The sequence below is a fragment of the Gordonia bronchialis DSM 43247 genome, assembly GCF_000024785.1.
In the GTDB taxonomy this organism is placed as follows: domain Bacteria; phylum Actinomycetota; class Actinomycetes; order Mycobacteriales; family Mycobacteriaceae; genus Gordonia; species Gordonia bronchialis.
Genome location: NC_013441.1, coordinates 2,103,984 through 2,127,747, shown reverse-complemented (window position 1 = coordinate 2,127,747; position 23,764 = coordinate 2,103,984). Strand labels below are relative to the sequence as shown.

The 23,764-nt window shown below is 68.0% G+C and carries 13 protein-coding genes, 1 tRNA gene and 1 pseudogene; 5 read left to right on the top strand and 10 right to left on the bottom strand.

All coding sequences use genetic code 11. The features are described 5' to 3' along the window. Positions 1–2 precede the first annotated feature (2 nt). Both GBRO_RS09920 and GBRO_RS09915 read right to left on the bottom strand, forming a co-directional pair. Positions 3–1,535, bottom strand: a complete 1,533-nt coding sequence (locus tag GBRO_RS09920; RefSeq protein ID WP_012833818.1) for an MFS transporter — start codon at positions 1,533–1,535, stop codon at positions 3–5. Then, complete coding sequence (locus GBRO_RS09915; protein ID WP_012833817.1) at positions 1,516–2,106, bottom strand: TetR/AcrR family transcriptional regulator; 591 nt, start codon at positions 2,104–2,106, stop codon at positions 1,516–1,518. Before GBRO_RS09915 ends, GBRO_RS09920 begins: the two co-directional genes overlap by 20 nt. Positions 2,107–2,300: 194 nt before the next feature. Between GBRO_RS09915 and GBRO_RS09910 the strand changes: the two genes are divergently transcribed. From GBRO_RS09910 to GBRO_RS09900, 3 genes are read left to right on the top strand one after another with little or no spacing between them, the layout of a single operon-like run. After that, positions 2,301–3,779, top strand: a complete 1,479-nt coding sequence (locus tag GBRO_RS09910) for a flavin monoamine oxidase family protein (protein WP_012833816.1) — start codon at positions 2,301–2,303, stop codon at positions 3,777–3,779. Next, on the top strand, positions 3,776–4,426 hold the full coding sequence (locus tag GBRO_RS09905; protein WP_012833815.1) for a TetR/AcrR family transcriptional regulator: 651 nt from the start codon (positions 3,776–3,778) through the stop codon (positions 4,424–4,426). The genes GBRO_RS09910 and GBRO_RS09905 overlap by 4 nt, the downstream gene beginning before the upstream one ends. Beyond that, complete coding sequence (locus GBRO_RS09900) at positions 4,410–6,458, top strand: neutral/alkaline ceramidase (protein ID WP_012833814.1); 2,049 nt, start codon at positions 4,410–4,412, stop codon at positions 6,456–6,458. Before GBRO_RS09905 ends, GBRO_RS09900 begins: the two co-directional genes overlap by 17 nt. Before the next feature lie 16 nt (positions 6,459–6,474). Here GBRO_RS09900 and GBRO_RS09895 read toward each other — a convergent pair whose 3' ends face one another. From GBRO_RS09895 to GBRO_RS09870, 6 genes and pseudogenes are all read right to left on the bottom strand, one after another. Beyond that, on the bottom strand, positions 6,475–7,983 hold the full coding sequence (locus tag GBRO_RS09895) for a DUF4185 domain-containing protein (RefSeq protein WP_012833813.1): 1,509 nt from the start codon (positions 7,981–7,983) through the stop codon (positions 6,475–6,477). Between the two features lie 107 nt (positions 7,984–8,090). Next, positions 8,091–9,234 (bottom strand): annotated as a pseudogene (locus GBRO_RS09890) (acyl-CoA dehydrogenase family protein). Positions 9,235–9,344: 110 nt separating this feature from the next. Further along, complete coding sequence (locus GBRO_RS09885) at positions 9,345–10,559, bottom strand: L,D-transpeptidase (RefSeq protein WP_012833811.1); 1,215 nt, start codon at positions 10,557–10,559, stop codon at positions 9,345–9,347. Positions 10,560–10,829: 270 nt separating this feature from the next. Further along, positions 10,830–10,902: transfer RNA gene (locus GBRO_RS09880), tRNA-Lys, on the bottom strand. Positions 10,903–10,963: 61 nt separating this feature from the next. Beyond that, entirely contained in the window at positions 10,964–12,112 is a 1,149-nt protein-coding gene (locus GBRO_RS09875) for a L,D-transpeptidase (protein ID WP_012833810.1), read from the bottom strand. Between the two features lie 59 nt (positions 12,113–12,171). After that, positions 12,172–12,396 carry a DUF3618 domain-containing protein gene (locus GBRO_RS09870; RefSeq protein ID WP_012833809.1) on the bottom strand — a complete coding sequence of 75 codons (225 nt, stop codon included), beginning with the start codon at positions 12,394–12,396 and terminating at the stop codon, positions 12,172–12,174. Positions 12,397–12,764: 368 nt separating this feature from the next. Here GBRO_RS09870 and bcp point away from each other — a divergent pair, with 368 nt between their 5' ends. Together bcp and GBRO_RS09860 are read left to right on the top strand one after the other, a co-directional pair. After that, a complete protein-coding gene (gene bcp / locus GBRO_RS09865) occupies positions 12,765–13,238 on the top strand; it encodes a thioredoxin-dependent thiol peroxidase (RefSeq protein WP_012833808.1) in 474 nt (157 codons plus the stop codon). A 48-nt stretch (positions 13,239–13,286) separates the two neighbouring features. Further along, positions 13,287–13,892: a TetR family transcriptional regulator gene (locus GBRO_RS09860; RefSeq protein ID WP_370452895.1), complete on the top strand. Its 606-nt coding sequence runs from the start codon at positions 13,287–13,289 to the stop codon at positions 13,890–13,892. Between the two features lie 71 nt (positions 13,893–13,963). Here GBRO_RS09860 and acpS read toward each other — a convergent pair whose 3' ends face one another. After that, entirely contained in the window at positions 13,964–14,356 is a 393-nt protein-coding gene (acpS, locus tag GBRO_RS09855) for a holo-ACP synthase AcpS (protein ID WP_012833806.1), read from the bottom strand. Next, entirely contained in the window at positions 14,353–23,604 is a 9,252-nt protein-coding gene (locus GBRO_RS09850) for a type I polyketide synthase (RefSeq protein WP_012833805.1), read from the bottom strand. Before GBRO_RS09850 ends, acpS begins: the two co-directional genes overlap by 4 nt. Between the last annotated feature and the right edge of the window lie 160 nt (positions 23,605–23,764).

The window sequence follows — 23,764 nt, the reverse complement described above, 5'->3', positions numbered from 1 at the left end:
GCTCACCGGTGCTGCTGGGTGATGTCGGTTCCGCGCGGCGTGATCATCCACACCAGACCGGCGACCGCCATCAGGATCAGGCCGCCGACGAGACTGGTGTCGCGCAGGGCCCCGGTGAACGCATCCGCGGCAGCGGCGGCCAGCTCGGGCGAGTTCGACTGTTCGGCGATCGTCATGGCCGAACCGAGCGACTCACCCGCCGCCGACACCATCGTCGGATCCGGTGCACCCGCGAGATCAGCGGTCAGCGTCGACCGGTAGAGCACCGCGGCGATGCTGCCCAACACAGCGACGCCCAGCACGTTGCCGAGGTCGTACGAGGTCTCCTCCAGCGCTGCCGCGTTGCCTGCCTTCTCGTCCGGCGTGCCGGACATGATCATCGCCGACGCGATCGCGAGTGACCCGATGCCGAACCCGATGAAAATCTGCGACACCACCACGAGGCCGAAGGGGATCGATCCCGATCCCCACCACATGATCGCCATGCCGAGTCCGGCCAGCGCGATACCGCCGGCCAGAACCGGGCGCGCGCCGATCGCTTTCGCGGTCAACGGCGCGAGTATCGAGGACACCATGGCCGCCGCGGCAACGGGCAGGAGCCGGATACCGGCCTGGATCGGCGAGTGACCTTCGACCAGCTGCAGCCACTGCGCCAGCAGGAGCAGCGCCGCCGCGAGCCCGAACATCGATCCCAGTGCCGCCAGCACGCCCGCACTGAACGGCCGACTGGTGAACAGCCCGATATCGAGCAGTGCGTCCGAGCGACGCATGCACCGCCACACGAAGGCACCGAGCACGATCACCGCCGCCGCCAACGCCACCCACGCACCGGGAGCGGCGAACTCCTCTTTGGCGAGTCGTTTGATGGACCAGACGAGCAGCACCATACCGAGGATCGACATACCGGCGCCGACGACATCCCATCGCCCCGGCTGCGGATGACGGGACTCGGGCAGGATGATGGCCGCGGCGATCAGGGCGAGCCCCATCAGCGGCACGTTCACCAGGAAGGCCGCCCGCCACGAGAAGTACTCGAGCAGCAGGCCGCCGGCGATCGGCCCGACTGCGGCACCGAGGCCCGAGACCGCGGCCCACAGCCCCAGTGCGGTGGCGCGTTCGGACGGATCGGTGAACACGCTGCGCAGCAACGACAATGTCGTCGGCATGATCATCGCACCACCGACGCCGAGCAGTGCGCGGACGCCGATGACGATCTCGGGTGTCGTGGCCACCAGCGCCAGTGCCGATGCGGCACCGAACATTGTGAAACCCAAGAGCAGCATCCGTTTTCGGCCCCAGCGGTCACCGAGTGAGCTCATCGACAGCAGCAATCCGGCGAGGACGAGTGAGTAGATGTCGATGATCCACAGCTGCTGATCGGCACTCGGACGCAGATCTGCGGCCAGATCCGGCAGAGCGATGTTGAGGATCGTCATATCGACGACGACCACCAGGAGGCTCACCGAGAGCACAGCCGCTGACGCCCATCGCCGGCGGAACGATATCTCTGCGCGCTCAGTTGTCGGTGACCGCATCGGCTTCTCCGGAATTCGTCAGTGCGGCAAGCGCGTCGGACAGTTCGGCAATGGTCGGCGTCGTGCCCCTCAGCACGGTGTGCATCGCAACACCGTCGACGTAGGCGGCAACCGCCCGAGCGCGTTGTTCCCCGATATGAGGGATGAGGAGGTAGATGACCGCGGTCGGCAAGCGCAACGCCAGCGGACCCAGCGCAGGGTCGACGAAGGCCGCGTTCAACAGTGCCAGATCGGCACGAACCAGCCGGATGTCGCACAGGTAGGCATGCAGCATCTCACCGAACACGTCGGCCGACGCGCCCCGTTCCCGTAACACACCGGCGAAATCGCGTACCTCCCCGTCGATCTCGTCGGCCAGGTGATGCAGTCCCGCCTCGCGCAGCTCGTCGAGGCTGGTGAAGTACTGGGTGGTCGAGCCCAGTGGGACCCCGGCCCGGTCGGCCACGAGCCGATGGGTCAGCCCCGCCGAACCAAGCTCGACGATCAGTTCCGCGGCGGCGTCGATGATGACCTGTCTGCGCTGTGCGGGGTCGCGTCGTCGCCGTTGGGTCGGCTGCTGCGTCTGGGCCACACTTCCTCCTCATGTGTACGTATGTACATGTACAAACGTACACTAGCGCGACCCGAACAGGATCGCCCGAATCCCACCGGGAAGGTCCGTGCAGCTGTTACTCTTCCGTAACTTCAGGTCAAATGACCTAAACACGCTGTGGGTAGTTTCCGATCCATCACCGGACCGCACGGGTCCGTAATCGGGGGGATGACATGAGCACACACGTCTCACGCCGGCGTTTCCTCGCCGGCACAGCGCTGGCCGCCGGAGCCACCGCCGGCACGCTCGCAGCAGGCCGCACACCGGCTGGTGCCGCGCCGGCCGGAGGGGTCGTCGACGCGATCGTGGTCGGCGCGGGATTGTCCGGACTCGCCGCCGCCAAGACGCTGACCGAGGCCGGGGCGTCGGTGGTCGTTCTCGAAGCACGCAATCGGGCCGGCGGCCGAGTGCACAACATCAGGTCTCCACGCCTGGGCGCCACCCTGGATGCCGGGGCCGAGTTCATCGGTCCGACGCAGAACCACATTGTCGCGCTGGCAACCGAATTCGACGTCCGCAGCATCCGCACCTACAACACCGGCGACAGCATCTTCTACAACGACGGCCGGGTACACCGGATGTCGGCCGCACTGCCGCTGCCACTCATTCCCGACGTCGGCGAAGCCGGTCCCGCGCTGGCCCGCGCCCAGGTCGACGCACTGGCGGGATTCCCGGTGGGCGAACCCTGGAAGCATCCCGATGCGCGACGTCTGGACTCACTCACCTGGAAGCAGTACACCGACCAGATGGTGAACACCCAGACCGCCCGCGACCTGATGCAGGTCGCCATGTCGGCGCCGCTGTCGGTCCGGCCCGACGAGGTCTCCGCGTTGTACTTCCTCAACTACATCGCCGCGTCGGGCGACGAGAACAACCCGGGCACCCTGATCCGTCTGCTCAGTACCGACGGCGGCGCGCAGGAGAAGCTCTTCGAGGGCGGGGCCGCACTGATCCCGCTGCGAATGGCCAGGGCTCTCGGCCCTCGGGTGATCTACAACGCACCGGTCCGCACCATCAACACGGCGGGCGGTATGGCCACCGTTTCCAGCGACGCCGGGACCTTCCGCGCACGCAAGGTCATCGTCGCGATGTCACCGGCTATCAGCGACCAGATCGATTACCGCCCAGGCCTTCCCGCCGCCCGGGTAGGCCTCACCCGCGGCTACCACATGGGTGCGGTGAGCAAGTTCGCCGCGCTGTACCGCCGCCCCTTCTGGCGGGACAAGGGACTGTCGGGGCAGGTATACGGCGACGGCCGCCCGATCGACGTCACCTTCGAGAGCTACGCGGAGAACCGGCACATCCTGATGGGCTTCATCTCCGCCGACGCCATGCGCCGCCTCGACCACGCACCCGAACACCAGATCGTGCGTGAGTGCATCGGCAACTTCGTCGACTACTTCGGGCCCCACGCCCGCGACTTCATCGACTACGGGATCTTCAAATGGGATCTCGAGCCGTGGTCACGGGGCGGTCCCGTCGCGGTCAGCTCGCCGGGAACACTCACCCGGTTCGGTCCGGCGCTGCGCGAACCGGTCGGGCCCATCCACTGGGCCGGAACCGAAACCGCCGACTACTGGACCGGCTACATGGACGGCGCGGTCCGCTCCGGTAAGCGCGCCGCCCGTGAGGTTCTCGGAGCGCTCCGGTGAGGATTCCCGTTGAGAAGCGGCGGGAGTTGTTGCTGGACTCCGCCTTTCATGTGATCGCGCGCGGCGGCGTCGACGGCGCGACCACGCGCGCGATCTGCGCGAACGCCGGGGTGACACTCTCGACATTCCACTACGTCTTCGAGTCGCGCGAGGCCTTGCTGGCCGCACTGGTGCAACGCGGTGTCACCGTTGAACTCGAGGCCGTCACCGAGGCCCTCGCCGAGGGCGCAAGCGTGGGCACCCGCGGGCGGACGGGGGTCGAGCAAATGTTGTACGGCGCGCTGTCGGCGTATATCGACGGCGTCGTCGCCGACCCCGATCGCGAGCAGGCGATGATCGCGCTCAACCAGTACGCGCGGCAAACCGACGGACTGCGCGAGTTCGGCGCCCAGATGTACCACGCCTACTATGACGCCATCGCCGACGGCCTCGACGCGGCGGCCGCTCTCGCCGGCATGAGTTGGACGACGCCCGTGCGTGATCTCGCTCCGCTGGTGGTCGCAGCCACTGACGGGATCACGTTGTCCTACCTGAACATTCGTGACGTCGCGGTCTGCCGGACCATCGCACGAGCCACCACCACACTGTTGCTGACACACGTCACCGACGCCATCGATGCGGGGGGAACACATGGACATCAGTCGTAGGCGGGCACTCGGGGCTGCCGCAACCCTCGGCGGCGGTGTCGCGCTGGGGGTGGGCGTCCGGACCGTCGGCGCGGCGAGTGCGGCACCGCGCCCGGCCGACAGCACGAACTATCTCGTCGGCTGCGGGATCGCGGACATGACCGGCGCCGTCGCGGGGCAGGGCATGATGGGCTACTCCGAGGCCGACCAGGTGGCCGAGGGCCTGCTCCAGCGATGCTGGGCCCGTGCCTACATCGTCGTCGACGAGGCCATCGGCAGCCGCGTCGTCTTTGTCACCGCCGACATCGCCTGCCTGTTCCAATCGCATCACATGGGCCTGATGCCCAGGCTGCGTGCCCGGTTCGGGTCGCTCTACACCGAACGCAACGTGAACCTCAACGCCACCCATTCCCACGCGTCCTGCGGAGGAACCGCCTGGGATTACGCGTATTCACTTGCGGCATACGGGTTCAAAAAGAATTCCTATGAGGCCGAGGTGGACGGCCTGTTCGCCGCGATCGTCCGTGCGCACGAGAACCTCGCACCCGGTTCCATCAGCATCGGCCGTGGCGAACTCCACGATGCGAGCGCCAACCGCTCGAAGGTCGCCTTCGATCTCAACCCCGCATCCGAGCGCCGGCACTTCCCGTCGGCCATCGACCCCACGGTGACTGTCCTGCGATTTCGGCAGGGCGGAAATGACATCGGGGCTATCACCTGGTTCTCCACGCACGGCACCTCGCTGACCGACCGCAACCGTCTGATCGCCGGTGACAACAAGGGCTACGCGAGTTACCGCTGGGAGAGCACGCAACCCGGCTTTGTCGCGGCGTTCCCGCAGACCAACTCGGGTGACATGACACCCAACCTCAACCTGATCAAGATGCGGCCGAGCGGTCCCACCTTCGACAATCGGCGCAACTGCGCCATCATCGGGGAACGCCAGTATCTGGCCGGGCGCAACGCATTCGACGGGGCACGCGCGATGAGCCGGGGCGGGGTCGACTCGATTGTGCGCTACGTCGACATGTCGGCCGTCTCCATCGATGCCGCCTACACCCCGGAAGGCCGGCCGGCACGGACCACGCCGGCGATGATGGGTGCAGCGGCCGCGGCCACCAGCACCGAGGACAACTACTATTCACAACTACCCTTCCTGCAGGAAGGGGTCACCAATCCGCTCGTGGCCGCCTTCGGCGGTGACCGACGTCCACCGATCGCACCGTGGATGCGCGACATGCAGGCACCCAAGCTGATCTTGTTTCCACTCGGTTTGCTGCCGCCGTCGCCGTGGATCCCGCAGGTCGTGCCGCTACAGATCATGCGGATCGGTGAGTTGGTCTTGGTGGCCGTACCCGCCGAGGTGACCATCGTCGCCGGGCTACGACTGCGGCAGGTGGTCGCCGACGCCTTGCGCGTAGATCTCGACGACGTTCTGGTGCAAGGCTATTCGAATGCCTACACCCAGTACGTGACCACTCCCGAGGAGTATGACGCCCAGCAGTACGAAGGCGGGGAAACCCAGTTCGGGCGGTGGACCCTGTCGGCCTACATGCAGGAGTTCGCCCGCCTCGCCGCCGCGATGGCCACCGGCCGGCCGCTCGGCCGCGGTCCCGCTCCGCTGGACAAGTCCGCGGTGCAGCCCGATCTGCTGCCCGCCGTCCCACCCGACCGCCCCGTCGCCGGACGCCGCTACGGCGATGTCCTGGTGAGTCCACGGTCCCGCTACCGCGCCGGCCAGCAGGTGGCGGTGACCTTCGTGGGTGCCCACCCCAACAACGACTTCCGGCACGGTCGCACCTATCTGGAGATCCAGCGCCGCGAGCGCACCGGGTGGCACACGATCGCCGACGACAACGACTGGTCCACCGAGTTCCGTTGGTCCCGACCCGCGGGCAGCTCCGACGCCTCGCACATCCGCATCACCTGGACTCCCCCGCCCGGTACGTCGGGCACCTATCGCGTCCGCTATCACGGCAACAGCCGCGACGCCCGCGGTGTCGTTCGTGAGATCAGCGGCACCTCACGGGCGTTCGCTGTCGACGCGAAATAGCGGTGCTGTCGGCGGGTCAGTACAGGTGGGCGCGCATGAGTGACACGTTGTACTGGGTCCAGGTGGACATCGTGAAGTACAGGTCATTCCCACGAGACCACGGATGCAGGAACCCGCCGTAGAGCTGGGCATACCGTTGCGAATGCACCAGTTCGGCCGGCTCGGACCACAGCCCCTGCGGTTCACGGGCCCGGCGCAGCACGATCGAACCGCGGAACGCGTCGAGGTAGCTGAGCTGCCAGCGTTGGCTGGTCTCGTCGAAGCGGGCCGACAGTTCACCGGCCGGGCCGAAGAACAGCGGTGAGGCGACGTTGCCGTCTCGGGCGGGCACCCAGCGACCGTCTCGCCAGTACTGGTAGGCCGTCTTGTTCAGCACGTCGGCTTTGGCAACCCGAGCGAGCCCCACGGTACCGATCCGGGAGTTGGGCGTACCGAACATGTACACGTAGTCGCCCTTGGGGACCATCGCGGACACCTGGAAGCGGCTCGTGCCGAAGATGTTGTCCCACCGGGCATATGGATCGCGCGTCCAGGTGGAGCCGCCGTCGTCGGAGTAGGCCAGCCCGCCGTAGTTGGTCAGCCACACCCCGGGGATCGGGCCCCAGGTACGGACCGACATATAGCTCATGTACTGACGGTCGCCGATGGCGAATCCCGACGTAGGGATCGTCGTCATCTCGTAGTAGTCGATGTGCCTGGAGCTGAGCACTTGCACGGCGTGGCACCGACTGTCCTGGACCATCGTGTCGATCGACATGCCGTCGGCGAGGTTCTTGTCGGTGGAGAAGCCGAGCACGTTGCTGCGCCAGTCCCGTCCATTGGCCCCTGGTGGCTTGAAACCCTTACCGAAGGTGTCGCCGAAGGCGATCGCGACCTGTCCCGGCTTGGACTGCCACATGATGCCGAGGTCGGTGCCCATCACCTGCCAGCGTTTGTCGGTCCGGCTGGTGGAGCCCTTCCCGGTCAGGGTCGACACGAAATCCACTCGGCCGACGCGGGGCGGAGTCGGGCGCGGTGCCGTCGGTCCGGCGTCGAATCCGGGCGCCTTGGCCTTCGGTGGTGGCGGCAACTCGGGCGGGTTCGGATTGGGCACCGGGATCGGGATGTTGATCGGGCGCGGATCCAAGGTGATCTTGGGGAACTCGATGCTCAGCGCGGGACCGCCCGGTTTGAGTTTGGGCGGGTCGGTGATGTCGGGGCACGGGTCCGAGCACGGGTCGCGGGGCGGCAGCTGCGACGGTATGCGTACCTGCGGCACCTCCGGCGCCGGTTCGGGAACCGGCAGGACCCGCGGGTAGGGCAGCGGAATCCCGATGTGGTCGGGCAACTTCGGGATCAGATCGCGCGGATCGAAGGGCCGATGCACCGGCTTGGGCGGCAGGTCGTTCACACAGCCCGAACTCGGCAGCCACTCCCGCGGCACGGCCTCGGCCCTCCCGGTCCCGGCCACACCGGCCCCGGCGCTCAGGATCACCATGGCCACACACACCGACGTCCATCGAGGGAGTCCCCGGCCGATCGACATACACCCTCCTCGCCGGCCACCCGGTGCGGCACCGGTCCTCCCCGACCGATGGCCGGCCGGGTGCGCGACAGGAGGAATCTATCACCGCACCCGGCCCCGAACGCTGCTCAGAGCGTGCGCGCGATGATCTCCTTCATGATCTCGTTGGTCCCGGCGTAGATCTTCTGCACACGCTGATCGGACCACATGCGTGCGATCGGGTACTCGTTCATATAGCCGTAGCCACCGAAGAGCTGCAGACATTCGTCAGCGACGACCATCGCGCGGTCACTCGTCCACCACTTGGCCATCGCCACGGTCGGGATGTCGAGCTCACCGTCAAGGTGCTTGGTGATGCAGTCGTCGACGAAGACGCGTGCGATCCGGGTCTCGGTCGCCACCTCGGCGAGCTTGAACTTCGTGTTCTGAAACCCGAAGACGGGCCGGCCGAACGCCGTGCGCTCCTTCGTGTAGGCAAGGGTGTGGGCCAGCGCGGTCTCCATCCCCGCCACCGAGGCGACCGCGATGATCAGCCGCTCCTGCGGCAGCTGGGCCATCAGCTGGATGAAGCCCTGTCCCTCCTCGGCACCGAGGAGGTTGCTGGTGGGCACCCGCACCCCGTCGAAGAACAGCTCCGAGGTGTCCTGCCCCCGCTGCCCCACCTTGTCGAGCACCCGTCCGCGGCGGAAGCCGTCGCGCTCGGCCTCCACGAGGATCAGCGAGATACCCTTGGCGCCCTCGGAGACGTCGGTCTTGGCGACCAGGATGATCAGGTCGGCCTGGGCACCGTTGGTGATGAACGTCTTCGAGCCGTCGATGACGTAATCGTCACCGTCGCGGATCGCCTTGGTCTTGACGTTCTGCAGGTCCGATCCTGTTCCGGGTTCGGTCATGGCGATGGCGCCGACAACCTCTCCCGACGCCATCTTGGGCAGCCAGGTCTTCTTCTGTTCCTCGGACCCATAGGCGAGCAGATAGTGGGCGACGATGCCGTTGTGCAGGCTGACGCCCCACGACGAGTCGGCCACCTTGGCCTGTTCCTCGATGAGGACGGCCTCATGCGCGAACGTGCCCCCGCCGCCGCCGTACTCCTCCGGGATGGACATGCAGAGCAGGCCGAGCTCCCCGGCCTTGTTCCAGAGATCACGATCGACGTGATGCTGCTCGATGAACTTCTCGATGTTCGGCTTGATCTCCTTCTCGCAGAAACTGCGGGCGAGATCACGCACAGCCGGTCAGGTCGTCGTTTTCCCAGGATGAGCGGTCGGCCATGTGGTGCACCTTTGTCGTCGGCGATCGTTGTCAGCCGCGATCGTAACAGTGCTCAGTGTCAAGGTGGTGGCGAGGTCGCCCGCCCCGGTGCCCGAAGGTGGTGACTCGGATCAGCCGGCGGCGTTTCCGGCCTTCCATTGCGCCCAGTCGATGTTCCAGTCACCCAGCCCGTCGACGCCCGACAGGGTTCCGCCTGCGGTGTTCTTGACCAGGACCGGGTCGCCCTTCAGCGTGTTCTGCAACACCCACAGCGCGTTGTCCGGGCTCAGGTTCAGACAGCCGTGGCTGGTGTTGGTGTTGCCCTGGGCCCACACCGACCACGGGGCCGAGTGGAAGAAAATGCCACTGTAGGACATCCGTGTCGCGTAGTCGACGGGCGTGCGGTAGCCGTCGGCCGACCCGACCGGGACACCGTAGGTCGACGAGTCCATGATGATGTGGTCGTGCTTGTCGGACACCAGGTACCAGCCGTTGTCGGTCTCGGTGCCCGGCTTGCCCATCGATGTCGGCATGGTCTTGATGACCCGGCCGTCGCGTTTGAAGGTGACCATCTTGGTGTTGTCGTCGGCGGTGATGATCATCGACCGTCCGATGCGGAACTGCCGCTTGACGTTCTGCTGACCGTAGAGGCCGTCACCGAGATCGATGCCCTCGGTGTTCACCTCGACGTTCACCTGCGTGCCGGGACGCCAGAAGTGCTGTGGCCGCCAGCGCACCTCGGTGTCGCTGATCCAGTAGAACGCACCCTCCACCGGCGGATTGGCGGTGACCTTGATGGCCCGCTCCGCGGCGCGTCGGTTCGGGATGACCTCGTCGAACTTGACCGCGACCGGCTGGCCGACGCCGACCACGCGATCCTCGGCGGTGGGGGTCACGTACGCCTGGGTCAGGTTGTTGGGCGCACTCGTGGTGAACGACACCCGCTTGGAGCTGGTGCCGCCGACGCCGGTCGCGTCCGCGGCGAGCGTGTAGGTCCGGTTGAAACCGAGGACCTCGTCGCTGACCCACTTGGTGCCGCCCTCACTGAGCGTGCCGCGGACCGGCTGACCGTTGGACTTCGTAATGACCACCGATGTCAGCGTTCCCTCGCTGGAACGCACGGTGATCGGTGCGCCCGGCTGGACGCCGACGGAGTTGTCGCCGAGCGGCTTGTCGCCGTTCTCGCTGAACGCGAGACTTGGCATGAGCTTGTCCCCGAGCAGGTTGGAACTCGAGACATTGTCGGAGTAGGACGGGTCCTGTGTGCAGGACGTCAACAACGCCATCACCGCCAGCAGAATCCCACTGATCACGAGTGACGTTCGCCGGGTTCGACCGATCCCCATCTTCACCAACCTGTCTTCGGTGACCCGGTGCCCACCCCGGTGTCAACTGCCAATTGACGATGCCCGATGCGGGCGCGTGCCGCCCGTCAAGGCGACAACGGTGTTCGCGTCCCGCCCGCGCGTACCGTCGTCTCGCACTCAGTGTACGAGAAACCCTGTTCTCCCGAATTGTCCGAGTCGACTGATCGGCCGAGTCGACATGTTCGTCCCGCGCCGGACCGGGATTCCAGACGCGACAAGACGTCCCGCTCGAGCGGGACGTCTTGGAAGTGCGCCATCAGGGACTCGAACCCCGAACCCGCTGATTAAGAGTCAGCTGCTCTGCCAATTGAGCTAATGGCGCTTGCCGTGCGAAAAGGAACCTTACATGTCTGCGACGCAGAAGTGAAATCGCCTGTTCGCGGCTAGGAGTTGGCGTTGCCACGCTTCCACACCGACCACGGCACGTTCCAGTCACCGAGCCCGTCATCCCCCGGAAGTGGCGGGCCGACAGTGTTTTTCGCGATCACGATGTCACCGCGCAGCGCATGTGTGAGGAACCACTCGGCGTTGTCGGGACTGACGTTGAGGCATCCGTTGCTCACGTCGGTGTTGCCCTGATCACCCAGTGACCACGGGGCGGAGTGAACATAGATGCCGCTGAACGAGATCCGCGTCGCGTCGTACACGGTCTCCTTATAGCCCTCGGGCGAATTGACCGGCACCCCATAGGTGGACGAATCCATGATGACGCTCGGTTCGCGTTCGGCGACGATGTAGATCCCGTTGTTGGTGGGCGTGGAGTCCTTGCCCATCGAGGTGGGCATCGTCTTCACGACGCGCCCGTTCACGTAGATGGTGATCATCTTGGTCTTGTCGTCGGCGATGGCGACGAAGCGCCGGCCGACGGTGAACGAGGTGGTGAGGTCGTTCTGACCGAACACGCCGCCACCGAGATCGATGCCCTTGAGCCGCGCTGCGACCTTCACCTTGGTCCCGGGGGCCCAGAAGTGTTCGGGCCGCCAGCGCAGCATGCTGTCGTTGACCCAGTAGAAGGCACCCTCGACAGGCGGATCGGTGGTCACCGCGATGGCGCGCTGGGCGTTGAGCTTGTCGGTGATCGGCTGATCGAAGTTGATCACCACCGGCTGTCCGACGCCGACGGTCTCGCCGTCGTTGGTGATCGTCGACACGTCGGCAAACGATTCCGCCGACGCGGTGGTGAAGGCGACGCGCCGGGCCCCCTGCCCTTCGACGCCACGGGCGGCCGCGGTGAGGGTGTACTGCGCCCCGTAATCAAGGGCCTCGTCGTTGACCCAGTTGGCACCGTCGGGCGAGGTGTGGCCGCGGACCGGGCCGTCGGGTCCGGTGACGAACACCGAGTCGAGATTGCCGTAGTGCGCGGTGACCGTGATGCGGGCGCCGGGCATCACGCCGACGGCCTCATCCCTCATCGGCTTCTGGCCCCACCCGGTGACCGAGATCTGCGGACGGCCGATGGTGTCGAGGCCAGGTGCCTGCGTGATCGCATCGGAATACGTGGGATCGCTTGTGCATCCAGACAATACGGACATCACAGCGACGATGGACAGTGCGGCGGTCGCGCCGCGAACCGAGCGGCGACGACCGGCGCTCAACTGACGACTACCTTGCGGATGACGAGAACAAGAACCAGCGCACCGACACCGGCGAGGCTGTACTTCACAGCGGGGGTGTTCAACGTGGCCAGCGCCTTGGTCTTGGCGTCATCGGCCAGTCGCTGCGGACTCGTGCGCTCGGCGAGCGCGTCCAGCGTATGGGCGAGGTCTTCGCGAGCTTTCGCGATCTCCTGCTCGATACGATCGGTATCCCCAGCCACGTGGTGGTCCTCCCGGTGATGTGTCTTCTTGGCGCGGTCGTCGGGCAGCGGCCCGGTGAACCGCACCCGGCGACCGCACACGACAACGCCTCGATGTTACGGCATGACCGGGCCGGTCGCGCCCAGGCCCGCCCCCGTCGAGACCAAGGCGCGACCGATCGGCCGCCGATCAATCGGCCGAATGCCAGCCCCGGCCGTGTTGGTCGAGCGTGATCGACGGCTCGGGACTTTGGTCGCCGGACGGCACCGCGACTCCGAACTGTTGTGCTCTTTCTCATCGGGACCGCCGGCTAGGCGGCGACGATCGCTGCACACGACGGTCCCGGTCGGCAGAGTCGACAGTCACGACGATCGACTAACCTGGGCTCATGGCAGCGACCAATCGGCTGTCGGTGGGTGACAATGCCCCGCAGTTCACCCTGCCCGACGCACACGAAACCCCGGTGTCCCTCTCCGACTACGCCGGGCGCAAGGTCATCGTGTACTTCTATCCCGCGGCGTCGACCCCCGGATGTACCAAACAGGCCTGTGACTTCCGCGACAACCTCGCCGAACTCGAGGACTCGGGCATCGCGGTCGTCGGCATCTCCCCCGACAGGCCGGTGAAGCTGCAGAAGTTCGCCGAGGCGCAGGGGCTGACCTTCCCGCTGCTGAGTGACCCGGACAAGAAGGTCCTCACCGAGTGGGGCGCCTTCGGCGAGAAGAAGCTCTACGGCAAGACCGTCACCGGCGTGATCCGCTCGACATTCCTCGTCGACGAGGACGGCACCATCGCGCTCGCCCAGTACAACGTCCGGGCCACCGGTCACGTGCTGAAGCTGCGACGCGATCTGTCCGTGTAGACGACGATGCCCGCGGAGTCAGCAGGGGGCGGGTTCGCGCAGCCACTCATGCCGCGCAAGCGTCCGACGCAGGAACGCAGCAAGCGCAAGTTCGAGGCGATGCTCGTCGCGGCCCGCGACCTGCTGATCGACGTCGGTTTCGAGTCACTCACCTGCGAGGAGATCGCAGCACGTGCCGAGGTGCCGATCGGCACGCTCTATCAGTACTTCGCCAACAAGTATGTGATCGTCTGTGAACTCGACCGCCAGGACACCGTCGACGTGCGGGAAGAGCTGACCGCCTTCTCCACCGAGGTGCCGTCCCTGGAATGGCCCAGCCTCCTCGAGAAATTCCTCGATCACCTCGCCGCACTCTGGCGCACCGACCCGTCCCGGCGCGCGGTGTGGCTGGCCGTGCAGTCCACCCCGGCCACGCGGGCCACCGCCTCGATGAACGAGCGCGTCCTGGCCGAACAGGTCGCCCGAATCATCGCCCCGCTCACGCCTTCTCAGCGTGAGCGTCGGGAGATGATGTCACAGGTACTCGTCCACACGGCCTACTCGCTGCTCAGCTTCTCCGTGCAGGACGGCCACGACCACGACGAGACGGTCGCCGAACTCAAACGCATGCTCGCCGGCTACCTCCTCCTCGAGGAATCCACCAGCGACGTGTGAGGCCCGCACGCCTCGCCGCCCCGCCCGGGTTTCCCGTAAGCGGGGCGGCGAGATGCGGGATCTGCGATTCGTCAGCTGCCCTCGAGGATCGCCACCGCGGCGGCGGTGTCACCGTCGTGGGTCAGCGACACGTGCACCGTGGCCTCCGACAGGATCTCACCGATCTCGCCGGCCAGCCGGATGGCCGGACGGCCCCAGTTGTCGGTGATCACCTCGATGTCGCTGTGCCGGATGAGCGGCAACAGCGGCGACCGCGAGAACCGACTCACCGACCACGCCTTCACCACGGCCTCCTTGGCCGCCCAGCGGGCGGCGAGATGCCGTGCGTCCTCACCGGTTCCGGCCGCCGAGTCCCGGCGCTCGCCGACCGTGAACCGGTCGCCGAACGTCGTACCCGGCTGCTTCAGTTGCTCGCCGAACTCCGGGATCGACACGATGTCGATCCCGATACCCAGAACACTCATCGCGCAGAACCACCCACACCGGCACCGTAGGTGTCGGCCGAGTCGAGGCGCACCGCCGGGTCGAGCAGCAGGCCCGCCTCGGCGTCATGCTCGTCGACCGCTTCGTCGAAGCGACGGTTGGCGGGCCGGCGATAGGCCGGCTCCCCACCGCACATCGACTGCAGGAAGCGCTGATTGCCCATCCGCAGACGATCGGCGGCCCGCTGCCGGTAGTTCTCCTGTTCGGCCTCGTCCAGGGTGGCGACGAACGCCTCCGGATGGACCACGGCGATCAGTCCGGACACGTGCCCGAAGCCCAGGCTGGTCAGCAGACCCGCCTTGAGCGGGAAACGCTCACCGAGACGCAGGGTCTCCCGTGCCCACACCAGGTGCGGGTAGTCCTTCATCTTCTCGTCGACGCAGTCGAGACTGCGGTTCGGCGGGATGACGCCGTCTCGCAACACCTGGCACAGCCCGATCAGCTGGAAGGCGGCCGCGCCACCCTTGGCATGTCCGGTCAGGGACTTCTGGGAGACCACGAACAGTGGTGCCCCTTCTCCCCTGCCGATCGCCTCGGCCAGCCGTTCGTGCAGCTCCGATTCGTTGGGATCGTTGGCGCGGGTGGAGGTGTCGTGCTTGGAGATCACCGCCACGTCGTCGGGGCCGACGCCCAGGGCGCGCAGGGAGTTCGCCAGCGGTGACGCATCGGCGCCGCGAGCGGCACCCAGTGCACCGAGCCCGGGTGCCGGGATCGAGGTGTGCACACCGTCGCCGAAGCTCTGCGCCCAGGCGACCACACCGAGCACCGGCAGTCCCATCTGGGCCGCCACATCACCGCGTGCCAGCAGAATGGTTCCGCCACCGGCCGATTCGACGAACCCGCCGCGTCGCCGGTCATTGGCCCGGGAGAAGCGACGCTCGTCGATCCCGCGGGCCGACATCGCGGCCGACTCCGCCGTCGCCGACATGTCACCGAATCCGACGATGCCCTCGATACCCAGGTCGTCGAAGCCGCCGGCCACCGCGAACAGGGCCTTGCCCAGCCGGATCTTGTCGGTGCCCTCCTCGACCGAGACGGCCGCGGTGGCGCACGCGGCGACCGGGTGGATCATCGCGCCGTAGCTACCGACGTAGGACTGGACCACGTGTGCCGCAACGATGTTCGGCAACGCCTCCTGCAGGATGTCGTTGGCCTTGGCCTCGCCGAGCAGGGTGTTGATGTACAACTCGCGCATCGAGGTCATGCCGCCCATACCGGTGCCCTGGGTGTTGGCCACCAGGCCGGGATGCACCCACCGCATGAGTTCACTCGGGGTGAAGCCCGACGACAGGAAGGCGTCGACGGTCGCGACCAGGTTCCACAGCGCAACACGGTCGATCGACTCGGCCATGTCCGGCGTGACACCCCAGCGGGTGGGATCGAACCCGGTCGGGATCTGTCCACCGACGGTGCGGCTCAGCGCGAACTGACGCGGCACGCGGATCTCGGTGCCCGCGAGGCGGGTGACCTGCCAGTCACCGGTCTCGGCGTCGGCGACCACCCGGGTCTTCTCCGGGTTGGCTGCCGCGAACGCACGGGCCTCGGCCTCCGAGTTCACCGTGAAGGTGAGGTCCTCGTCGAGGAACACCGAGGTGAGCAACGGTGACGTGTTGTCCACCATCGCACCCTCGTCGGCGTAGCGGCGGATACCGCAGCGCTCGACGACCGCGTCGTGATAACGATCGGCGATCTCGCTCTCGGCCACCGGATCTCCCGACTCGGTGTCATACCAGCCCGGCTTGGGTGCCGAATCCCAGTGGATCAGACCGGTGTTCCAGGCGAGTTCGAGAACGCCTGCCGCCGAGAGCTTCTCGTCGACCTCCATCTCGAAGCGGGTACGAGCCGAGCCGTACGGTCCGAGCTCGCCGGCGCCGACGATGACCACCAGGTCCTCCGGACGGGCGTCGATCGGCGTCCAATCCGGACGCATCCCCTGCGGTGCCCGCGCCGGCGCCGGAAGAGCCGCCACCGTCGCGACGTCGTCGGCCTGCGCCGCCTCGTCATCGGATGCCGCCTCCGCGGCCACGGCCGCCAGCGCCTTCAGGTCGATGGTCGCCGGGTCGAGTCCGCCGGTGAAGTCGGCGAGGATGGCCGCCGAACGGGCCTGCGCCTTCTGTTCGGGAGTGCACAGCCCCAGCAGGTTCTGCGCCATCTCCGCGGTGCTCCAGGTCCGCACGCCGGCCGCCTCGACCGCGTCGACCATGCCGTCGTTGTGGCCCATCAGCCCGGTGCCGCGCACCCAGCCGATCAGCGCGTGCGCCAGCGTGGTCTTGGCACCCCAGGACTCCTCGGCCGACCAGCGCTGCACCAGCGCGTCCAGCGCCGCCTTGCTCTCGCCGTAGGCGCCGTCACCGCCGAACATGCCGCGGTTGGGCGAGCCCGGCAGCACCACGTGCAGGCGGGCGGCGATGTCGTGATCGGAGTGGATGTCGCTGAGCCCGGCGATCATCCGCTCAACCGACCACAGCAGCACCTTCATCTCGAGTTCGGCGCGGCCACCCGCGTCGGTGAGATCGCCGGCGACGCGCGGGGCCGCGAACGGGAAGAGCAGCGTCGGCTTCATCGCGGGTTTCACGACAGCTGTTGTGCTACCGAGGTTCTCGGTCTGTTCGCTGCCGATCCAGTCCACCAGGTCGTCGACGTCGGTGTAGGACGCCATGTTGGCCGGTGCCACCCAGAGCGCCGCGTCGTAGCGGGCGTTCTCCCGGTAGAGCTCCTTGTAGAAGGCGAGCCGCTCGGAGTTCAGTCGCGACGTGGTCGCGATGACCGTGGCGCCACCGGCCAGCAGGCCGGCGACCACACCCGCGGCGATCGAGTTCGCCGACGCACCGGTCACCACCGCGAGCTCACCGGAATACGCACCGGTGCCGGGGGTCTCGGCCGCCTGCGCGATGGCCTCGAAGACGCGGGCGCGCACGGCGTCACCGGTGGCCAGCGCCTTGCCCTGCCACCAGGTGGCGTGCTGGGCCACCGTGTGCCCGGCGCCGTCGAAGCGTGCGACCACGGCATCGAAGTCGGCGTCGAGATCGGTGTCCTCGGCCAGCCACAGCCGGACCAGATCCTCGCGGCTCGTCGCCCAGCGGTCATCGACGAGAACGACTTTCGCCTCGTCGAAGGCCGGCGCGACGGTCCGCGCCCAGTCCGAACCGAGTTCGGCGCTGACCCGCTCCGCGAGCAGGGCGTTCTCGTCGGTCACGGCTTCGGCGGTCTCGGCGATCTCGGCCAGGCCGAGCTTCTCGAGGACCGTGTACGCCGCGGACGCGAGTGCGCCCGACCGGCCGGTGATCTGTTCGGTGAATTCGCCGAGCGCGGCGGCGTCCACCGTTGCGCCACCACCGGATTCGGCGGCGGGCAGACTCACCGCGATGCCCTTGACGGCACCCACCGCCGACACCGCGCGGTCGATCAGCGCGTCGAGCGCATCCGGACCGGTCACCGGGCCGTCGAGCAGGTTGCCGAGGTCCTCGCCGCGCACACTGGCACCGTCGCGGGTACCGAGGGCCAGCGCGACCGTGGTGTGCAGACCCCAGCCGGGGCCCAGCTGCCAGACATTCGAGACGCGATCGGTGATGTAGCTCTGCCGCTTGCCGACCGGCCCGAGCACCTTGCGTACCTGATCGGAGACCGCGTCGGTCAGCACCGCACCCAGCGGACGGTAGCCGCGGGCGAGGGTCTCGACCGTCGAGGACAGCGCGACCATGTCGGCCTCGGCGGCGCCGTCGATGGCACCGAGTCCCAGCTCGCCACCGATGTCGAGGAGCAACTGGTTGCGTCGCGACGAGACACCGTCGCACAGCGCCTCGATGGTGTCGGCCGAGCCGATCTGGTCCACCCGCATCTTGGTCCACAACGCGATGACCGACTTGACGGCGTCGGACGGGCTGAAGCTGATGTCGTCGGGGCGGGGTCCACCGGCGGGGGCGGCGGCGGGCGCCGGAGCCGGGGCGGCTGCCGGTGCCGGAGTTGCCGCGGCAGGCTCGGCGGCGGCGTCGGCGGCCGGTGCGGCCTCGTCCTCGTCACCGTCGGGCTCGTGGCCGGCGTCCTTGGCCAGGATGACGTCGCTGTCGCGTTCGACGTTGACGACCTCCGTGGTGGCGGCCGCATAGTCGTCGAGCTTGAGGGTGTTGGACGCCAGCCCGGCCAGCGTCGGCGCACCCTTGAGGCCGATCTCGACGAAGCGCTGCACGGACAGACCGTGTCGCTCCGGGCCCGCGAACAACAGTTCCTGAGTCTCGATCCAGCGGACGGGGCTGGCGAACTGCCAGGCCAGCAACTCGATCAGAACCACACGCAGCAGCTGACTCGGCTTGGCGGCCCAGTTGTCCCAGTCCGCCAGAACCGCATTCAGCGGATCCGAGGGCACCAGCGCGGCGATCTCCTCGATGTAGGACCGCTCGAGGTTGAACAGGCGTGGCACCAGGTTCGGGATGTAGCGGCCGACGAGGATGTCCGGATCGATGTGCTCGGGCAGCAGGTCCTCGAGCTTGGAACGGAACTCCGGGACACCCGCACGCAACACGGTCGAGTGGAACGGGACGTCGATGCCGGGCACCAGGATGAACGATCGCTTACCGCCGAATTCCGCACGGCGACGCTCGATCTCGGCTTCGAGGTGCTCCAGGCCGCGCACCGTGCCGGCGATCGCGTACTGCGAGCCGAGCAGATTGAGGTTGACCACCTCGAGGAACTCGCCGATCTCGGCGCCGATGCCGGCGACGAAATCGGTGACGTCGGCGTCGGCCAGTCCGAACTGGCTCGGACGGATCGCTGCCATCCGATAGTCGCTGCGGCCCAGTTCATCTCGCGGAACCAGGTGGTGCATGGCCTCACCGCGCTGGAAGACCACCTCGAGGACGGCCTCGAGCGGCAACACGCCGGCGCACGCCGCGAGGGCGTTGTACTCACCCACCGAGTGGCCGCAGGTGATGGCACCTTCGACGAATCCGCCGGCCTCCTTGAGCTCGGCGATCTGAGCGACGCCCAGCGTCGCCATGGCGACCTGGGTGAACTGCGTCAGATAGAGCACACCGTCGGGATGGTTGTAGGTGGTTCCGCCCGCGACCAGGGTGGTCGGGTTGTCGCGGACCACCGCGAGGATCGAGAAGCCCAGTGCCGCACGGGTGTGCTTGTCGGCACGATCCCACACCTTGCGCGCCGCCTTGGATCGCGACCGGGCGTCGAGGCCCATGCCCTTGCTCTGGATGCCCTGGCCCGGAAAGGCGTAGACCGTGGTCGGCGCGGCCAGCAGGCCGGTCGCGCTCATCACCAGGTCGTCGCCGACCTTGGCGCTGACCTCGACGACCTCGCGGCCGGCGTCGAGTCCGACGCGGTCGACGCGCACGGTGATGGTGTCGCCGGTGCGGACCATGCCCAGATAGCGTGCCGTCCAACCGATCAGCGGCCGCGGGGCCGGGATCGGGTTCTTGGCGTCGGTCGCGGTGACGACCTGCTGAGCGGCGGCCGAGAGCCACATGCCGTGCACGATCGGCTCGCCAAGACCGGCCAGCCGGGCAGCCGCGGAGTCGGTGTGGATCGGGTTGCGGTCACCGGACACCACGGCGAAGCCGTTCATCCGCGCGGGTGCGGTGATCTTGGCCTGGCGCAGCAGCTTCCGGGTCGCCGAGCGCTCGTCGGAGATCGCTCCGCCGGCGCGGGCCGGATCGGTGAGCTCGGCATCGCCGAGACGACCGCGGATGGCGAACCGCTCGTCGAGTGTCGCGATCGGGCCGGCCGGGCCGGCGACGTCGACGGACACCTCGATCACGCGACCCACCTCGGTGTCGCGGACCGCCCCGGTGCGGGCGGTGACGGTCAGTTCGGCGGCCTCGGCCGGGATCGCGCCGACGAGTTCGACAGCATGGTCGAGGTGCACGAGGTCGAGCAGACCCTCCACAACCGGGGAACCGGATTCGGTACGCGCCGCGCCGATCACGCTGAACACGCTCGGCCAGGAGGCCCCGACCAGTGTGTCCGGCACGGCGAAGCCACCGGGCTCGGTGGGGGTGGTGGGCCGCAGGTGTGCGGGCAGGGAGAACCCGGTAACCGAGGCGTGGTCGGCAACGGAGTCCGGCGCCCAGGCGACAGTGGTCACCGACTCACCGTCGGTCACGGTGGCCAGGTCACCGCCGGCGGCGACGGTCAGGATCTCGCGCATGGCACCGGCGGCGTCGTCGAGGCCGATGAGCGGGTTGCCACCGTCGAGCAGGCCGGGACCGACCTGCATCGGGATGCGCACCGAGGACTGGGCGATCGGCACCACGAGGTCGAAGCGGTTCTCGGCCGCGCGCTCGAGCACGGCGCCACTCGGGGCATGCTCGGCGCGATCAACGCCGACCACGCTCCAGCTCTCCCGATCACCGAGCAGCACAACGGGATTGGGCACGATGCGGCCGGCCCAGTCGACGTCGTCGGCTTCGATGATGGTGCTCAGGGCACCGGCGGATTCCACCAGACCGGCGCGCTTGCGGGCGTCCACCGACACCGCTGCGGCACCGGCGGAGCGCAGGTCGTCGGCGACCTGCGCCTCGAATCGATCGAGGAGTTCGCCGACCGGCTCGTCGACGCGGGTGATCCCGGCCACCGCGACGGGGCCCGGGATGATGCAGACCGCGTCCGCACCGTAACGGGGATCGTGTGCCTGCCACAGCGAGTCACTGCGCCACCAGCGCCGGACGTCCTTGTCGATGACCGGCACGAAGTTCACCGGCTTGCCGGGGGTCCGGCACAGTTCCAGGAAGAACGCGACGTCGGCGGGATGCAGGATGTCGGAATCGATCTCGGGGTAGACGCTGCTGAGTGCGTCGATCGCGGCATGCGGATCGTCGGCGGTGGCCAGCTCGCCGAACATGGTCGGGATCTCACCGGAATCCTGGGGATTCATCCGCGCCTCGGTGCGCTGCAGCATGTCGACGAAGCGCTGCTGCCAGGTGATATCGGCCCACGGCAACGGATCGGCATCCGGAGTGCCCACGGCGAGCTCGGCATAGCGGTCCAGCCAGCCGCGGTAGGTCATCTCGGCGACGTCGCCGAAGTAGGGCTTGGCGGTGTCGGCCATGGCGGCGATGATCTCGTCGCGGCGATCGGCGACGGCATCGGCATCACCGGCGACCTCGTCGAGCAGCCGGCCGCAGCGCGATGCGGCGTTGTCGACCTCATGGATGTCGGCGCCGAGCTGCGAACGGCCCGAGGCCATTCCGGCGGTGGCGTGACCCGCGCCGATCCACTCGTCGCAGCCGACGGTGTCGACCAGTAGCTGCTTGACCTCGTCGGTGGTGGTGGCCTCCTTGGTGGCCATCGCCGCGGTGCCGATCAGGATGCCGTCCATCGGCATCGTCGGGTAGCCGTAGACGTGTGACCAGGTGCCGGTGAGGTATTCGCTGGCGCGCTCCGGGGTGCCAATGCCGCCGCCGACGCAGACCACGATGTTGGCCCGCGCGCGCAGCTCGCCGTAGGTTGCGAGCAGCAGGTCGTCGAGGTCCTCCCAGGAGTGGTGGCCACCGGCGCGCCCACCCTCGATCTGCACGATCACCGGGTGATGCGGAACCTCCGCGGCGATCCGGACGACGGAACGGATCTGCTCAACGGTGCCCGGCTTGAAGGCGACGAAACGCAGTCCGGCTTCGACGAATTCGTTGACAAGGGCGACCGCGTCCTCGAGTTCGGGGATACCCGCCGAGACGATGACGCCGTCGATCGGGGCGCCCTGGGCGCGTGCCTTCTGCACCAGGCGCTTGCCACCGAGCTGCAGCTTCCACAGGTAGGGGTCGAGGAACAGCGCGTTGAACTGCGCCTCACGTCCGGGCTCCAGTAGATCGGTCAGCTTGGCGATGTTGCGCGCGAAGATGTCCTCGGTGACCTGCCCGCCACCAGCCAGCTCGGCCCAGTGGCCGGCATTGGCCGCCGCGGCGACGATGGCCGGGTCGACGGTGGTGGGGGTCATGCCGGCGAGCAGCATCGGCGAGCGGCCGGTGAGACGGGTGAAGGCGGTCTCGACGACGGTCCGGCCGTCGGGCAACTCGGCCAGGGTCGGTGCGAAGGAGATCCACGGACGTGCGACCTCGGGTACCCCGCCCGGGCTGAACAGATTGCGCTGCCCGACGCGCAGGGCCGCCGGGACCAGCCCGACGCCCTGACCGCGCACGAGCGCAGACGACAGCCGAGTGGCGAGATCGCCGGGACCGAAGTCCAGGATCCACGACGCGCCGTCGGCAACGGCGCCGTCGACGGTCGAGACCCAGTCGACGGGATCGACGAGCACGCTGCGGGCGTGGCGGGTGGCCAGCTCGGGATCGATGCCGCATCGCTGCGCCCATTCGCCCACCAGCTCGACGGCGTCGGCCATTCCCGGGTGATGAAAGGCCACGGAGACCTGGAGGTGATCGAACTTCGGCGCGAAGGGCTCACCGCCGGTGAGCTTGCGCTTGCGCTCATCGGCCTCGGCGGCGGCGATCCGCTCGCACAGGGCGGTGAACGCGGCGAGGTGCCGCGGGGCACCCGAGAGCACCAGGGCGTTGCGGCTGTTGCGGATGGCGACGACCGGCGCGGTGGCGCGCTCGGACTCGGCGAGACCCTCGCGGTATTCGGCGAGGATCGCGTCGATCCGCGCCGGCGAGATGTTGGTGATGGCGAGCATCGGGGTGCCCTCGGTCGAGACCCCGAGACCACGACGACGGGAGATCAGGGCGCCGGCCGCACCGAGCATCTGGGCGACGGCGAGCAGCGAACCCTCGCCGGCGGCGGCCGGGCGACCGTTGACCGGCACCGCGTCGATCGCGATGGAGCCCTGCGAGTGGCCGATGACCGAGCGTGGCGGAATGGCGGTGGTGTCGAGTCCCTGCTTCTTGAGCGCCTCGACGGCAGCGATCTGGGTCAGCAGGACGCCCGGTCCCGAGAGGGTGAAATCGGCGAGGGCGGCCTCACCGGGGGTCTGCTCCCCCGCGTCGAGCGCCCGGACCCAGGTGAGCGGGTGAAATCCGTCGGCGCGGGCCACAGTGATCTCGTCGACGACCGGCTCTACCAGCTGCTCGGCCGCCTCGACGATCTTGGCGATGCGGTGCTCGAGATCGGCATCGACCACGAGTTCGGCCAGCGTGGGCAGCCAAGGACCGCCCTGGCCGCCGAAGCTGATGGCGTACGGCTCGCCGGCCGCGAGCCGGTCGATCAGGGTGGTGGACGGACGCTCTGCGGATGCGGCGCCCGGTGTGCCGGTGCGGAATTGGTCGACGGTCACAAGGTCTCCTCTGTGGTCGGCTGCTGCGATGGAGGTCGGGGGTTGAAAGTCAGGGGGGCGGACTCCAGCGGCCATTGCTGCGCCTGCCGGTGCGCACTGCTCGGTTCTCGGGTTGGGCGGGTACCGCACCCTTTGACGGGCACGAAAACCCGAACACGCC

Coding starts and splice junctions, on each gene's coding strand:
- GBRO_RS09900 (WP_012833814.1), top strand. CDS start 4,410: ATGGACATCAGTCGTAGGCGGGCACTCGGGGCTGCCGCAACCCTCGGC.
- GBRO_RS09910 (WP_012833816.1), top strand. CDS start 2,301: ATGAGCACACACGTCTCACGCCGGCGTTTCCTCGCCGGCACAGCGCTG.
- GBRO_RS09860 (WP_370452895.1), top strand. CDS start 13,287: ATGCCGCGCAAGCGTCCGACGCAGGAACGCAGCAAGCGCAAGTTCGAG.
- GBRO_RS09875 (WP_012833810.1), bottom strand. CDS start 12,112: ATGTCCGTATTGTCTGGATGCACAAGCGATCCCACGTATTCCGATGCG.
- GBRO_RS09895 (WP_012833813.1), bottom strand. CDS start 7,983: ATGTCGATCGGCCGGGGACTCCCTCGATGGACGTCGGTGTGTGTGGCC.
- bcp (WP_012833808.1), top strand. CDS start 12,765: ATGGCAGCGACCAATCGGCTGTCGGTGGGTGACAATGCCCCGCAGTTC.
- GBRO_RS09920 (WP_012833818.1), bottom strand. CDS start 1,535: ATGCGGTCACCGACAACTGAGCGCGCAGAGATATCGTTCCGCCGGCGA.
- acpS (WP_012833806.1), bottom strand. CDS start 14,356: ATGAGTGTTCTGGGTATCGGGATCGACATCGTGTCGATCCCGGAGTTC.
- GBRO_RS09885 (WP_012833811.1), bottom strand. CDS start 10,559: ATGGGGATCGGTCGAACCCGGCGAACGTCACTCGTGATCAGTGGGATT.